The organism is Xylanibacillus composti (genome assembly GCF_018403685.1).
In the GTDB taxonomy this organism is placed as follows: domain Bacteria; phylum Bacillota; class Bacilli; order Paenibacillales; family K13; genus Xylanibacillus; species Xylanibacillus composti.
Genome location: NZ_BOVK01000085.1, coordinates 1 through 13,555, shown reverse-complemented (window position 1 = coordinate 13,555; position 13,555 = coordinate 1). Strand labels below are relative to the sequence as shown.

Here is a 13,555-nt window from a genome sequence, read left to right as displayed (position 1 = left end):
CATTGATGCAAGGCTAGTGCATCCATTCCCGTTATTTAGGCGAGAAGACCAGCATCCACAGAAATAAGACCCATTTTTCCCGTTCATCCGCAGGTCAGCCTCAGGGTCCTCGGCCAACAGGGTCGGGCGACGCAGTTGCAGCAGCGTTCATACTTGTTGCAGTCCGCAAGCTGGAGGCCAGCTGGCCTCATCGGACATGCCTGATCGCTGGCCCCTTGCCCGGACAGCAAGCGCATCGGCTGCCCGGGCCCCGGGGACCGCCTATACCGTTACATATATAAGCTTGCCAGAAGGATGCCCAAATTTTCCTGATAGATTTCCTCAAATTGCGTGAAGGGCAACGGGTTTGTGCCCCTTCCGGCTTCGATGGTAAAGCCCGGTCTTCTCCACTGCTGAATAAACCAGTCCTTGTAACCGGCGTAGCTGTCAACGAATTGGATCGGCAGGTAGCCGCTGACTCTGGCGAATTCATTCACAAGAACCGCCGATTCGGGCGGCTCCAGGCTCTCGAAGCCCCAGAATATCACTTCTCCCTGGGTATGGAACGCCAGCGCGCGGTGAAAGTCGCTCTCTACAGTCAGCTGCGCAATCGCCTGCGCTTCGGGCTCGGTCAATGGAGCTGCGCCGGGATAATTGGCGGGGGCCGGCTGCTGCTCCCGCCGTTCCGCCTCAATCTCCCAGCCTGCGGGAAATTGATTATTCAAGTCCACACCGCGAATGTTCGCTTTCCATAGCGAGAAATCCGAGCTGCCGTTATTGATGGCAAGAACCTCGCTGCGGTAGGGCTCCTCATCCGGCAACCCGTTCACAACCAAATCAACGCCATCGGGATTCACCATCGGAACGGCTGACAGCGTTGCAGTCGCATACCATTGCCCCATCTGCAGCCCGCGAATCGCCCCTTGGTTCGTGACGGCCAGCAAATAATCATTCAGGAAGCGGATAAGCAGAGGTGTCGTGATCCACTCGTTCGCGTGAAACGATCCATTGACATGAATACGTTTGGCGCCTCGACCGATTTGCACCTCAGGCAGCGGCTTCCCCATCACAGAAGCGCCAATTGTCCGCTGCCGCAGGAAAGGATACACTTCGGACAGCCGTCCCAGGTCTTCGACCATCGCCGCGTAATCATAACGATCCCGTATGCGCACAATCGGCTGCACGACTCTTTGGGGCAGCGCGATTGGCTGGCCCGCATATAGGGAAGCAGGCACTACGCCCGGGTTGGCAAGCAACAGCGCATCCACGGGAAGCCCCTGCGATTGCGCGATACTCCACAATGAATCTCCCGGCTGCACCGTATATACGGTTGGCATGTATCCTGGCACGTCGAGTGTTTGCCCTGGCTGCAGCGACTGCGGCTGTACGGCCGGATTCGAATCTACGAGCAAGACCAGCGGCACTTGAAACCACTGGCTGATTGCCCATAGCGAGTCTCCTGATCTTACGGTAATGCGCAAGCAAACCCCTCCTGTTCCTTCTTGCTCTCACTAGGATATGGGCGCTTGCTCCATTATGTGAATGGCCGTGCGCCCCAAGAAGAGGATGACGCGAACAAAAACGCCGGACAAAGCTGACGATCAGCCCTGCCCGGCATTCTGCCCGTTCGATTGAAGCTGCCTGGACCCAACCGGACCAGGCTCGCATCCAGTTGCAAAGCACTTGCTCTTCACCAGACCAGCACGATCCCGCCATTCGCACCATTGCCTGTCAGCCGTCTGTTCTGCCTCCGGCACGCGGCTTGTTCTGAACGGCCGCCTTCTTCCCCGGCATATTCAGGATGACCATGCCCGCTATGAAGATAAGCGCGCCTACAATAATATAGGAAGTAATCGGATCGTTGAAGATTAGATAAGACCACAAAATACCGAACAGTACCGTCAAATTGCTGACAATGATCACGACCGGAAAGGTGACGCGCCGCAGCGATTCCGCAAACCAGTAAAAGCTCAGGCCCGTAATCGCCCCTAGCGCCAGCAGCGAGAACCACGCCCAGCCGTTAGCGGGAGTTCCGACAAAACCTTCGCCCAATACCGGAATAGGCAAGGCCATCAAGAGCGAAGCGATAAAGAAGGTAGAGAAATTCATATTGCCCGTATCCAGGTCCTTGATCAGCATCTTCTGACTGATGACATGAATCGCCGCGCCGGCGCCCGCCAGCACGAACATCAGCGTAATCATCCCGCTGCCGCCTGACAGCATGCTCAGCGACTGCCCGTTCCAGCTGATCAACAGCACGCCTGCCAGACAAAGCGCGGCCGCCGTCCAGCCGCGCCCGGTCATGCGGTCCTTGAGCAGAAGCACCGAGACGAACAGCAGCACGACCGTCTGAATCGGCGGCACAATAATGTTGCCATATGAATAACCGATCGACAGAGCAATATTCTCAAAGAAATAGTTGCAGGACTTGCCGAAAGCGCCTATCCACACCCATTTCAGCCCTGCGCGCACCTTTACATGTCCATGCCGTGCGTACAAAAACAATCCCAAGAACAGCGCCCCAATACTAAAACGGGCAAACGTGATAATCGTGCTGTCCACCATGCCGGACGCGGCTTTGACCAGCACTCCGACAAAGCTCCAGGCAAGCGTGGCGAGCAGCAGATACAGCAATCCCAAGTTGCAACCTCCTCGATCAGTCCCATGCATGCATGCGGCGCATTCTTCGATTTTTCTACATCCAAGTCGATCGTATCACAAATTCCTCCCGCTTTCGCGCCTGTCCAATAAGTTTATAAAAAAGCCCCCCTTCCAGCCCCAGCACTTCCCATACCACTCTTCCACTGTATAAAAAAAGATGGCCTCCATCCGTCCGGAGACCATCCTGTACCGATTCTTCATGCCAATCAAGCTTGCTCAAGCAAACATGCATAGTGCTGCTACCCTTGGCTGAAATACTCCTTCCTCTTGCACCTGTTGTATCGGGTGACTCTACCCATAATTTTGCTGATGACAATGAGGTAACAGGCCGAATTATTCCTGTCCTTCCTTGGATTGAACCATTTGTTGCATGACAAATTTGCGGTACCGTTCATGTGTTGCCATCAATTGCTCATGCGTCCCTTCGCCCGTAACCGTTCCTCGGGTCCAAAAAGAAGATGCGGTCAGCCTCCATCACCGTGGACAAGCGATGGGCGATCATCAGCGTGGTCCGGCCTTCCATCAGCTTGCGCAATGCTTGCTGCACCAGAGCCTCGGACTCACTATCCAGATGGGGGAGGTCGCTTCATCCAGCAGAAGCACCTTCGGATTGCGCAGCAACGCCCGAGCAATGGCAACGCGCTGCCGCTGACCGCCGGACAGCTTCATGCCCCGCTCCCCGACCAGCGTCTCATAGCGATCAGGAAGCTGCTCAATGAAATCGGCCGCGTTCGCCAGTCGTGCCGCGCGGATGATCGCATCGTCATCCGCCTCCTTCGCCAAGCCGTAGCCGATATTGTCACGAATCGTCCCGGACATCACCGGGCTGTCCTGCAGCACATAGCCGATACCGTCCCTCCACTGCTCCAATGGCAGCGTCCGAATATCTGCGGAGCCGAGCCGGATGCTGCCGTTTGTGGGGGAATAAAATGGCTCAAGCAGCAGGTCCGGTTCTCTATAATAGCACCTGCCTGAATCGGCGACATAGCTGGGCTGCAGCAGTCCTTTCTGTTCATAGAACCGCAAGGTGCGCGGACTTACGCCGGACATGCGAGCAAATTCTCCAATGGACAGTCGCTGCCATTCTGTCATCCTAATCCCCTCCTTTGTCTCTATCATAGAACTTGACGTAACGTCAGAAGCAAGCTGATATTTCTATGCATGTCCCTAGCAGACGCATAGTCTGTCAAGACTTGAACATACTAGAAAAAAAAAACAACGGCAGAGGTGAATAGCATGGGTTTGTTCAACGCGTTGGCAGAGTGGAGAGAAGCCAGTCACGAGAAGAAGATTGCCAGAAACCGGGAGCGCGGCACTTGTCCAGCGTGCAGGGGACAAGGGTTTTATCCGTTGGCCGCAAGCGAGTACATGGCCTTCCATTCCGCTGATGCCTATACGTGCCAGCACTGCAGCGGCAGCGGGCTTTATGCGGACTGGGAGCGGTATCAAAGTCAATTTTAATTGGCTGCGCTGGCCACAAAGCTGTAAAAAAAAGCCGGAATATCCCCCTGCTTGCGGGAGACTCCGGCTTTCTTGCAGTCTTATTTCTGAACAGGCTGCGCCTGGTCTTCCTTGAACTTGAAGCTTCTCGCCGCATACAGGAACGGCGTCCCGACTATTGACACGACGAACTTGATCAGATAGGTGGTCAAGAATATTTGCCACCAGATTTCCCACGGATAAAGCGTGGCGAAAGCAATCGTACAGAAGATAGCCGTATCCATCAGCTGACTAATTATTTTGCTTCCGATATTGCGAATATACAATTGATGCGACTTCGGGAATATGCGCCTCAGCATGGAGAATATGCGTACATCCAACAGCTGACTGACCAAGTAGGCGGTCAAGCTGCCTAACGCGATCTGCGGCATCAGTCCGAACAAAGTTTCGAACGAGGCCTGTGCAATGTCCTCCCCGTGAGGCTGGAACTGGATCGCCATCTGCATGATGATGATCGTCATAAGCAGCGTGAAGAAGCCGAACCAGACAGCCTTCTTCGCTTCCTTCACACCGTACTTCTCATTGAGCAGGTCGGTCGTCAGGTAGATGGTGGCATACATCGTATTCCCGAGCGTCATGACCAAGGTCGCCATTTCAATGGTTTTTACTACCTGGATGTTCGCGAGAATCGTCGCTGCCCCGATCCAGGCATAGAGGCCGTTTTTGCCAAATAACCGATAACAGATCAGAAACATGGCGAAATGGACGAGCACAAAGGCAACGCCCCAGAGCAAATTATGCATTTTTCATTCCTCCTAGTTTTGATAACGCGGGATGGTCTCGAACCGCGGCTCCTAAATGGAACTGTTCCATTGTAGCATGTGCGGCCGGACTAGGCTAGTCCTCACTGCGATGCATGGCGATGTGCCCGCATTCACGAAAAAAAACGCTGGCTTTCGCCAGCGCTGCTGCACCCTCACCTCTGTATTTTTCTGTCCATCCTCGCTTTATTGCGGCATATTTTTCCCATAGTAAATCTCGTTCATTTCCTTAGTCAATCGCTCGATAATCACAGCCTGCTCTTCCTCTGACAGCTTGTCCTTCGTATAGCCGAACAAATAATTGTTCAGATCGAATTTCTTCAGCTTGCACTTCGTATGGAAAATATTCTCCTGATACACATTGACATCAATCATATCGTACTGCTCGATCACTTCTTCCGGAAGGAAGTTTTGGATGGAGTTGATCTCGTGGTCAATGAACAGCTTGTGTCCGGTAATGTCACGGGTAAACCCCCGCACGCGGTAATCGATTGTCATAATATCGGTGTCGAAGGAATGAATCAGGTAGGTCAACGTTTTGAGCGGGGATATCTCCCCGCAGGTCGAAACGTCGATATCCGCGCGGAACGTGCTGATTCCCTCATCCGGATGATATTCGGGATACGTGTGGACGGTAATATGGCTCTTGTCCAGGGCAATGACGACGGAATCGGGCAGCGGTCCCGGCGATTCCTCGAACGATTCGCGCGGCTCCTCTTCGACTGGACCCTCCGAGACGAGCAGCGTCACGCTCGCGCCCTGCGGCACATAATCCTGCTTCGCTATATGCAGCACATGCGCGCCAATCAGCTCCGCCACCTGCTGCAAAATATGGGAGAGCCGGTCCGAATTGTACTGTTCGTCAATGTAGCGAATGTACGCTTCCCGCTCTTCTCTGGACTGGGTGTAGCAAATATCATACATATTGAAGCTGAGCGATTTCGTCAAGTTATTGAAGCCGTGCAATTGGAGCAACTCTTGCGGTGTCAGGCGCATGGCGCATGTCCCCTTATGCGTGCGTATTTTGTGCTTCTTCCACAAGTTTTCCCGAATCACAGGCGGCTATTCCTCTGAATCTGGCTCTCCTTCCATGAAGTGCTTCCTCCTGCGCAGGTATTCTGCCTGTATAATGATTGTTTTGGAGAAAAGGAGGGTGAGGCACTATGTCTGTTCATGCACCGGGGAAAAAGAGACTCGAAGAGCTGGCGATATTAAGAGGATTCGCCTGCCTGGCAGTGCTCGTCATGCACGCGGTCAACCGCAACAATGCCAGCATGCTGCTCCCCGAGCTGGAGAAGCTGGCGTTGTTCGCGACCCCGCTGTTCGTCTTTCTGGCGTCCTTCCTGCTGTTCTATTCCTACCCGGACAAGCTGCCGGAGCGCTTCTTGCGCAAGCGGTTGACTTATATTGCAATCCCGTATCTGTTGTGGAGCTTCATCTATACGACCTATTCGCATATCTACCACCGAGGTGCGCTGCCCGGGCTGAAGGACCTGGTCATTCAAGCGGCGACAGGGCAATATCACATTTACTTTATCCTGATTATTGTGCAGTTTTATTTGCTGTTCATGCTGATCCTTCGCCGGAGGTGGGCTGGGGCGCTCACCGCATGGCCGATGGTGGCGGCGGCCTTTGTACTGAATGCGGGCTATCTCTGGGGATTTGCCGCGACCTCGGCGCCGTGGCCGTCTGCGGCCTTTCTCTGGGACCGCTCCTACTACTTGCTGTTTCCGGCATGGGGCTTTTATTTCCTGGCCGGCGGCGCCTTGGCCCGCCATTACGAGCCAGCCATGCGTCTGGTGCAGCGATACAAATGGGGGGTTCTCGCTGTACTGGCGGCGGCAGCCGGACTCGTGCTGCAAATGAATGGACCCGTCACCTCCAAGCGCCTGGAAGTACTGATCTATACAGCAGCCGTCATACCGGTGCTGTTCTGGGCGGCACGCTCCGTGCGGGGCCGGGCGCACTGGTTGCAGGTGATTAGCGCCTATTCCTTCGGCATATACTTGAGCCACCCTCTCTTCTTTCGGCTAGCTGGCAGCTGGTTCTCTACCGCGCATCCTTGGCTCTACTTCGCACAAGCTCTCGTGGTGCAGGCAGTCGGCGGCTTCCTGCTCACTTGGCTGGTGTCGCGCCTGCCGTACGGTTCTCTGCTCGTAGGGAAAGTCCCGGGTGTGCGGGGCTGGCCGCGGCGGAAGCGCAGCAAGAAGCTTGCGGAGTGCAGTACAACCGCGTCTGCCGCAAGCTAGTTTCGGGGCGCGGGGCGGATGTGCTGCCCTGCGCTTCGCGAACACGGAGGCCGGGGATTGGTCCCGGGTGTGCGGGGCTGGCCGCGGCGGAAGCGCAGCAAGAAGCTTGCGGAGTGCAGTACAACTGCGTCTGCCACAAGCTAGTTGTCGGGGCGCGGGGCGGATGTGCTGCCCTGCGCTTCGCGAACACGGAGGCCGGGGATTACGCGGTCCACTTAACGGAACATATCCAGGCAGTTGGCGTGTGATGTGCCGGAAGCGGCAGCGCTCATTTTCTCTTCTTAGCAGATAACGGGAAAATGTGGACTTATTTCTCTCATTTAACCATGTTATTGGAAGATAACGGGAAAATACGGTCTTATTCACACGTATCGATCGTGTCGAGCTGCAGAACTTGCCATATAAGACCCCTGATTTCCCTTATTTCGTGACATCACCGCATCCAGACAAAATAAAGCCGCAAAGTTCCGCTATTTCGCAGCCGACTCCTGCGCCTTGTGATGTGGGAGGCATGGGCACTGACATCCTGCCACAAAGCTGCGGCAGCGCGGTGCCGTCCATGCAGAACGGCATAGTCGTCAAACCAGGCCTTTTGCGTACCGAGCAACAACCCGGTATGCATGCTCAGCGGAAGCTTGCGGCCAATTCCTATCTCTTGCTTCTTAGCCCATAGCAGCCGCAACTTGTACAGCTCGGTCAAGGAATTGTTCGATCTCTTCTCTCGTTTTGCGCAGCTTGCTGACGAACCGCACGAGTTCCTGGCCTTGCTTGAAGACGACGAAGCTCGGAATGCCCAGAATGTTATGCCGTTCGCATACATCTGGGAGCTCATCCCGATCCACGTGCACGAATTCCAGCTGTCCCTCATACTTGCGTATCACGTCATCCATAAAAGGATCAATATAATGACAATCCGGGCACCAAGTTGTCTTGAAGACAACCACCACCGGGTGATCGCCTTGAATCGCTTGCTCAAATTGAGCTTCATCTTGAATAGTTCTCATTGACCTCCGCCTCCTTATCCAATTTTCGAGATATACGTCTTAGTATTCCTTATAGGGCGTCCTATTTAGATTGAAACCGTCATTCACTTGAAATCATCAGGCTCGCGAGATAACCGTCATATTCACTTGAATCAGCAAGCTTGCGAGAAAACTTGAAAATCAGCAGGTTCGCGGGAAACCGTCATTCACTTGAAATCATCATTCACGCGATAAATCATCATCTTGCTCTCGAAACGATCATGCGCGCTTGAAAAATTCATACTCCCGGGACCACGTCATGCTATCGCCGGGAGCGAGCTGGATGCGGACAAACATCTCGGGGCTCACAACATAGCCTCGTCCCCACAGTGCGAATCGATACAATGGCGCATGCAAGATTTCTTTCATGCCAATGCCGCTTCGCTTGTGCGTGAGCGTCCAGCTCTGGCTCTCCCCGCCAAGACCAGTGTCAAGCCGCAAGTAGAAATCCCGGTCCGGCTGTTCACGCCAGGACAGCTTCGGTCCTTCCGCTTGAAAGACTGGTTGAAGCTCGCCTGCCTGCTTCAGATCGAACGGCAAGGTCAGCTCATAATCAGGGCCTACCGGTTCCCCGTTCAGATGAATGAAGTTATGGCCATACTCATCTGTTGCAATTGCATGTTCCCCCACATTATCCAGCTTGTAATCGATACGCAGCCGATTGTCTGCAACCGATACGATTTTGCTCAGACGGGCCGCATAACCGCGGCAGTCGCGGGGCTCCGCCTCGAACCGCACCCGATCCTCTGCCTCCTGGACAGCGCTCATGGCAAAGGGCTCCACTGGCTGCGGCTTATAGAAGTTATAGTCCCCATCATCCTGCCGTGTAATCAAGCCGACTCCGAGCTTTGGAAACTGGCCGCCTACGGGACAATCGGCATAGCCGATGGCTTGCTCGATCCCGAATTCATTGCAGAGGCCATATCCGCCGGAGCCTTGCCCGGGATCGGTCGATTCCACGGAAGCGAAGCTGAATTCGCCATCCAGCACGATGGCCGACACCCAGCCGGACCAATCGAATCGGGAGCCTCTATAGACCGTACCCGGCCGTTCAAGCTCAACAGCCAACCGATCGCTTCTCAATAGCAGCTTTTCTTTTTCCACTTAGTCACGTTCCTTCCCCTCTTGATAGGCGTCCTTGGCCGCCTGCACGATACGTTCGAATACATCCTCGTGCTCGTCGATATACGCATCCAGCGCGTCGATTTCCTCTTCCGGTCCAGAATCTCGCTGGAAGTAAAGCGCGTAACCCCAATCCTTCATGTTCTTGCTGTCTACTATGATTTCGTACGGCTGCTTATGGCCTTCTACCCGTACATACACTTTGCCTACGAACCGTTTATCCTCCGTGCGTTCCATACTGGCCTGCTCGATGTGGATTTGCATTGCCATTGTCCCTCCGCTTGTTATTGGACTTTTCTTCCTTCCATTGTACTGCAAAACTGTCGCGCGAGGAAAGGCTGGTCGGTCATGCACACCTTATAGGTTATTGCGCAACCCTGTCGTTGGGCCGTTCATGCACAAACTATTCCATTCCGGGGCCAACTCCTTTACTGCTGTCCATCCAGCACCAGCACCCAGTCGTTGTCCCTGCCGCGGGATGGCGCTATGAACGTGCGTTCCCCGTTATTGTCGCAGGCGCCTGCTTCGATGAATTCGCCGGTGCGCGGATTGAACCAGGCAGCCTGCACAGTGCGTCCTGAAATTTTGTCCAGCACGACGCGACAGGGCAGGCCGTTCGGCAAGTAAATCATGGCATAGCTGCGGCCTCTCGTGGCGACCATGTAATTGGAGCCGGTGTAATTGGCAGCCAGCAGGCTCTGGTCAGGCACGCGTTCCAGGAAGGGACGGGACTCCAGCAAAGCCCGCGCATGCTGCATCTGCGCGGCGCCGGGACGATGCAGCGCTTCCTTCCAATCCATGATGAAATAATCGGCTGGGTCGGTCGTCATCGACCAGATGGAGTGGTGTCCGTAAGTATGTCCGAACGCCCCTGCGAACAAAGCGTAATAAGCGGCCTTGCGCACATCCGCTTGATCGAAATAGCCATTGTCCGCTTGAAAGCCCCGGGGGTGGTCTTCATAGCACGGCTCTGCATCCAGCGTTGGCTTAATCGGGGTGCGGGCGTAATCCTGGGCTACCTTCTTGTAGTTGTCCCGCTCGCCGTCCCCATGGCTGGACTGGATCATATTGAAGCTAAGCCACTCTTCCTCATGAACATGCAGCGAAGAGGATTCGTCCCCCTTCGGATGGAAGGTCATCAAGTGCCGTCCCCCGTCTCCCTGCCGAATGCCTTCCGCCATCTGCTGGATAATTTCGAAGTGCATGCGAGTGTGCAAGGGACGATCACCGCCCATGACCCATACGATGTTCGTGCGATCCTTGTACCTCTCACCCAGCCATTGACCGTACATGCGGGCGTTGTCCCGATTGAAAATTTCCGGTCCTTTTCCCCACATCAAGTTGTACTTGTCGCCCCAAGTAGGGAGCAGCGCGATATACAAGCCGAGGGAAGCGGCCGTGTCCACGATGTAATCCACATGCTTCCAGTAATCATATTCCCCGCCGATGTCCGGCAAGGTCGGATCGTACTTTCCAGCGGCATTCTTCTTCAGCGGCCGACGACCGTAAGCGTTGTCTGTCGACAGCCCTTCCAGCTCCGCTAGAGCCACCGCTTGAATGACCGTGAACTTCAGTTCAGCGCGGTTCTGCAGGTACAGCCGCGCCTCCTCTCGATCAAGCTTATGGAACAATTCCCATGCCGTGTCTCCCAGCCAGAAAAAAGGCGTCCCGTCCTCCTGCACCAGAAATCTCCGATTCTCGCTAACCTGCAATAATGGAAGCTTGCTCATGGCCGATGTTCCTTTCTTGTTGGAAATGTGTCTGTCTTACTTCCATGGCCGAAACTTGGTTTCCTGCCCGGGGGCATGGAAAGGGAAATCCTCATAAAAAAACCTGCTTCTCCTTAGAGGATAGGCAAGAAGCTGTCCCGGGAAGGAACAGCTTCGGAAAGGTCGAACGAATGCCGATATGCTCAGGTTACTTCACCTGTCTGTCAGCTCAATAAAAAAAAGGAAATCTGAGCGATATACCAGTCCGTGCGTGGGGAGAGCCGCGATAAGTCCATGACGGGCGCCGTCGTCTCATCGGGAATCTCCGTTATTCAGCGGCTGATGACGATTTCCCTGGGCGGCTGTTTCGCATCGCTGGCAGAACGGTCGTCTGGCTGTCCGTCAGCCATGCTTGATAGTCGGGCGTCCCTGCCGCATAGATGGCTATCTTCCCTTGTTCGTTGTAGTGGACGCCCCATCCGTACTTCTTCGGCAGCATGGAAGCGCGCAGGCAAGGATGCTTCTTCGCCAGCAACTGTTCGCGGTAAGCCTCCCCTTGTTCTTCCGGCACCTCATCGCGACGGCGATTCACTTCAAACAGCAATTCATCGTGAGTGTAGGTATACGGCGCTCCGGTCAGGAGCTCATATTGCAGCAGATGAATCGGCTTGAGCTGTCTGTTCGACGCGGGCACCACGCCGGAAGCTGTCGGGCAATCCTCCGCAATGCGTATAAAGGTATTCACGTAGGTCATGAAGAATCCCTCTCTTCTGTCAGCGATTGATAATGGGATGCGATGCCGGAAGCGACTTCAACCATACGGTGAACCATTCCGTGCGCATTCTCTTCAACAATGCCGTGTACAAGTCACGTTGGTTTTATTTTGTATGGGAAACTGCAATAAAGCAAGAGATTCCGGGCTTCCGTCATACAGCTGCCTGCGGGTGAAGTCTGCTTTGTTGGCTGGAAGCGGCCGTCGCCTGTTTTCTCGTTCGCTCCCTATTATAAAAAAACTTCACTGACAGACAGCGTCAGTGAAGGAGTCTTTTCAGCATATGTGATCGTGCGGGGGCGCAATCTGCGATCAAACGAGCATGCCCCCTCTCGCTGCCCCGTCCTCCGGCCTGTCTACACGCGGTACAAGCCGTACTTGGACAGGGAAGCCGGGACCTCCCTTTCCGCTGTCAGGCCGCTGTCCTGTGCCCGAACGGCCACATCCACGAGCCAGCGGGTGAAGTCGGCGACGTTCATGGTCGCCATTTCTTCCAGACTGAAAAAACCGGCGGCGTCTACTTCTGCATGGTCGGGAGTCGGCTCGCCGCCGATATATTCCATCGCGAAGGCGATGTACAAGTTATGGATCGCGCGCGGCTGGTCGCGAACGGCCACGATACCCGTGACGCGAGCGTCCACGCCCGATTCCTCCCGCACCTCGCGGCGTACGGTCTCGTCAATCAACTCATGCTGCTCGATATAGCCGCCCGGATTCGTCCAGTATCCCTTGCCCGGTTCCTGGGCGCGGCGAACAAGCAGCAGCTTTCCTTCCTTGATCACAAGCGCTCCCACGCCGACACTGTAATTTCCCCAATGCACATAGCTGCATGCAGAGCAAGCCTGGCGCGGGTCGCCGTCGATTACTTTTTCAACAAGCGGATGCCCGCAGAGCAAACAATATTTCGCTTCCATATGATGACCTCTTTGCTGTTAGAATGATGATGACTGTCGGGCACATTATACTGCTGCCATCTGCAATTGACAAGCTGCTCGGCCGCTGACCTGTTCCTCATTTGGATGCGCCTCCTCTTGTGGCCAGAATCGGTCAACCAACATGGTTATGCTGCCCAGTTCCGGGTTTTGCCTTCGCTTCGCAAGCTCCTCCGCACGTTGCACGATGCATGATGCGTCAGCTGCGCCCTACCGCCAGCCTTCGTGTGCCGGAGACTTTTACTCAATTGGCCGGGTGCATTGCCAGCGCATAGAAAACCGCCGTCTCGGCAGTCATCCCTGCGAGCGGCGGCTACTTGAATTGTGCGTATTAGCATTCATTTGCTTCGGAACAGGCAGCAACTGGTCTTGCAGCAACCCGGCATGCAATCTGCAACCGGCTTGTGCGGAATTCTAACGGAAGTGAGGAACACTAATGCGCGTTCTGGCCGACAATCGAAATGCTAACGGAACCAGGAGGCACTAATGGCGGGAAAACTGGCGTTTTTTCCGCTTTTCCTCAGAATAAGAGCTCCTGATTCCGTTAGAATGAAAACTGAGCGGAAATCAAGCAATTAACGTCTGTCAGTTCCGTTATCATCCGGCCCATCATCCGGTCAAGCGCGATTCTCCATTGGTTCTAGCTTGCCTAGCGACTCCTGTTGTCCGTGATCCCAGCTGATCTCCAACCAGACCCGTCAGGCGCCTGTCAGTCGAGCTGTCATGCCGGGAGCCTCCCACGGTGCCTGTCAGTCGAGCTGCCATGCCGAGAGCCTCCCACTGGGTGCCTGTCAGTCGAGCTCCTATGTCGGGATCCTCCCACTGGGCGCCTGTCAGTCGAGCTGTCA

15 protein-coding genes and 2 pseudogenes are annotated in these 13,555 nt (G+C 54.9%); 3 read left to right on the top strand and 14 right to left on the bottom strand.

What is annotated here, in order from left to right:
• Positions 1 to 269: 269 nt before the first annotated feature.
• The 4 genes and pseudogenes from XYCOK13_RS20920 to XYCOK13_RS22200 all read right to left on the bottom strand — a co-directional run.
• Positions 270 to 1,460: a M14 family metallopeptidase gene (locus XYCOK13_RS20920; protein ID WP_213414194.1), complete on the bottom strand. Its 1,191-nt coding sequence runs from the start codon at positions 1,458 to 1,460 to the stop codon at positions 270 to 272.
• Positions 1,461 to 1,710: 250 nt separating this feature from the next.
• Complete coding sequence (locus XYCOK13_RS20915; protein ID WP_213414193.1) at positions 1,711 to 2,619, bottom strand: DMT family transporter; 909 nt, start codon at positions 2,617 to 2,619, stop codon at positions 1,711 to 1,713.
• A gap of 354 nt (positions 2,620 to 2,973) precedes the next feature.
• A pseudogene (locus XYCOK13_RS20910) lies at positions 2,974 to 3,582 on the bottom strand (ABC transporter ATP-binding protein); the annotation flags it as partial.
• 12 nt (positions 3,583 to 3,594) lie between these two features.
• Positions 3,595 to 3,732, bottom strand: a pseudogene (locus tag XYCOK13_RS22200) (MerR family DNA-binding transcriptional regulator); the annotation flags it as partial.
• A 144-nt stretch (positions 3,733 to 3,876) separates the two neighbouring features.
• On the opposite strand from XYCOK13_RS22200, the gene XYCOK13_RS20905 reads away from it, so the two are divergent.
• Entirely contained in the window at positions 3,877 to 4,101 is a 225-nt protein-coding gene (locus XYCOK13_RS20905) for a methionine aminopeptidase (protein WP_213414192.1), read from the top strand.
• A gap of 80 nt (positions 4,102 to 4,181) precedes the next feature.
• On the opposite strand, the gene XYCOK13_RS20900 is transcribed toward XYCOK13_RS20905, so the two are convergent.
• On the bottom strand, positions 4,182 to 4,883 hold the full coding sequence (locus XYCOK13_RS20900) for a queuosine precursor transporter (protein ID WP_213414191.1): 702 nt from the start codon (positions 4,881 to 4,883) through the stop codon (positions 4,182 to 4,184).
• A gap of 204 nt (positions 4,884 to 5,087) precedes the next feature.
• On the bottom strand, positions 5,088 to 5,897 hold the full coding sequence (speD, locus tag XYCOK13_RS20895) for an adenosylmethionine decarboxylase (RefSeq protein ID WP_213414190.1): 810 nt from the start codon (positions 5,895 to 5,897) through the stop codon (positions 5,088 to 5,090).
• A gap of 167 nt (positions 5,898 to 6,064) precedes the next feature.
• Here speD and XYCOK13_RS20890 point away from each other — a divergent pair, with 167 nt between their 5' ends.
• Both XYCOK13_RS20890 and XYCOK13_RS20885 read left to right on the top strand, forming a co-directional pair.
• Positions 6,065 to 7,150, top strand: coding sequence for an acyltransferase family protein (locus tag XYCOK13_RS20890; RefSeq protein WP_213414189.1), 1,086 nt, complete (start codon positions 6,065 to 6,067; stop codon positions 7,148 to 7,150).
• Complete coding sequence (locus XYCOK13_RS20885) at positions 7,120 to 7,398, top strand: hypothetical protein (RefSeq protein WP_213414188.1); 279 nt, start codon at positions 7,120 to 7,122, stop codon at positions 7,396 to 7,398. Before XYCOK13_RS20890 ends, XYCOK13_RS20885 begins: the two co-directional genes overlap by 31 nt.
• A gap of 414 nt (positions 7,399 to 7,812) precedes the next feature.
• Here XYCOK13_RS20885 and XYCOK13_RS20880 read toward each other — a convergent pair whose 3' ends face one another.
• The 8 genes from XYCOK13_RS20880 to XYCOK13_RS20845 form a co-directional block, all read right to left on the bottom strand.
• Positions 7,813 to 8,172, bottom strand: a complete 360-nt coding sequence (locus tag XYCOK13_RS20880; RefSeq protein ID WP_280520927.1) for a thioredoxin family protein — start codon at positions 8,170 to 8,172, stop codon at positions 7,813 to 7,815.
• Between the two features lie 219 nt (positions 8,173 to 8,391).
• Positions 8,392 to 9,276, bottom strand: coding sequence for a hypothetical protein (locus XYCOK13_RS20875; protein ID WP_213414186.1), 885 nt, complete (start codon positions 9,274 to 9,276; stop codon positions 8,392 to 8,394).
• Positions 9,277 to 9,558, bottom strand: a complete 282-nt coding sequence (locus tag XYCOK13_RS20870) for a hypothetical protein (protein WP_213414185.1) — start codon at positions 9,556 to 9,558, stop codon at positions 9,277 to 9,279. It abuts the gene before it with no gap.
• 164 nt (positions 9,559 to 9,722) lie between these two features.
• Positions 9,723 to 11,024, bottom strand: coding sequence for a glycoside hydrolase family 140 protein (locus XYCOK13_RS20865; protein WP_213414184.1), 1,302 nt, complete (start codon positions 11,022 to 11,024; stop codon positions 9,723 to 9,725).
• 307 nt (positions 11,025 to 11,331) lie between these two features.
• Positions 11,332 to 11,757, bottom strand: coding sequence for a DUF6157 family protein (locus tag XYCOK13_RS20860; RefSeq protein WP_213414183.1), 426 nt, complete (start codon positions 11,755 to 11,757; stop codon positions 11,332 to 11,334).
• A 374-nt stretch (positions 11,758 to 12,131) separates the two neighbouring features.
• Complete coding sequence (locus tag XYCOK13_RS20855; protein ID WP_213414182.1) at positions 12,132 to 12,689, bottom strand: NUDIX hydrolase; 558 nt, start codon at positions 12,687 to 12,689, stop codon at positions 12,132 to 12,134.
• Complete coding sequence (locus XYCOK13_RS20850) at positions 12,638 to 12,790, bottom strand: hypothetical protein (protein WP_213414181.1); 153 nt, start codon at positions 12,788 to 12,790, stop codon at positions 12,638 to 12,640. Before XYCOK13_RS20850 ends, XYCOK13_RS20855 begins: the two co-directional genes overlap by 52 nt.
• Positions 12,791 to 13,316: 526 nt before the next feature.
• Positions 13,317 to 13,555 (bottom strand): hypothetical protein (locus tag XYCOK13_RS20845; protein ID WP_213414180.1); only part of this gene is annotated, 239 nt, incomplete at its 5' end.

Bases quoted from the DNA above. Each gene is read 5' to 3' on its own strand.
- XYCOK13_RS20905 (WP_213414192.1), top strand. From the start codon at position 3,877: ATGGGTTTGTTCAACGCGTTGGCAGAGTGGAGAGAAGCCAGTCACGAG.
- XYCOK13_RS20900 (WP_213414191.1), bottom strand. From the start codon at position 4,883: ATGCATAATTTGCTCTGGGGCGTTGCCTTTGTGCTCGTCCATTTCGCC.
- speD (WP_213414190.1), bottom strand. From the start codon at position 5,897: ATGCGCCTGACACCGCAAGAGTTGCTCCAATTGCACGGCTTCAATAAC.
- XYCOK13_RS20890 (WP_213414189.1), top strand. From the start codon at position 6,065: ATGTCTGTTCATGCACCGGGGAAAAAGAGACTCGAAGAGCTGGCGATA.
- XYCOK13_RS20870 (WP_213414185.1), bottom strand. From the start codon at position 9,558: ATGCAAATCCACATCGAGCAGGCCAGTATGGAACGCACGGAGGATAAA.
- XYCOK13_RS20865 (WP_213414184.1), bottom strand. From the start codon at position 11,024: ATGAGCAAGCTTCCATTATTGCAGGTTAGCGAGAATCGGAGATTTCTG.
- XYCOK13_RS20860 (WP_213414183.1), bottom strand. From the start codon at position 11,757: ATGACCTACGTGAATACCTTTATACGCATTGCGGAGGATTGCCCGACA.
- XYCOK13_RS20855 (WP_213414182.1), bottom strand. From the start codon at position 12,689: ATGGAAGCGAAATATTGTTTGCTCTGCGGGCATCCGCTTGTTGAAAAA.
- XYCOK13_RS20850 (WP_213414181.1), bottom strand. From the start codon at position 12,790: ATGAGGAACAGGTCAGCGGCCGAGCAGCTTGTCAATTGCAGATGGCAG.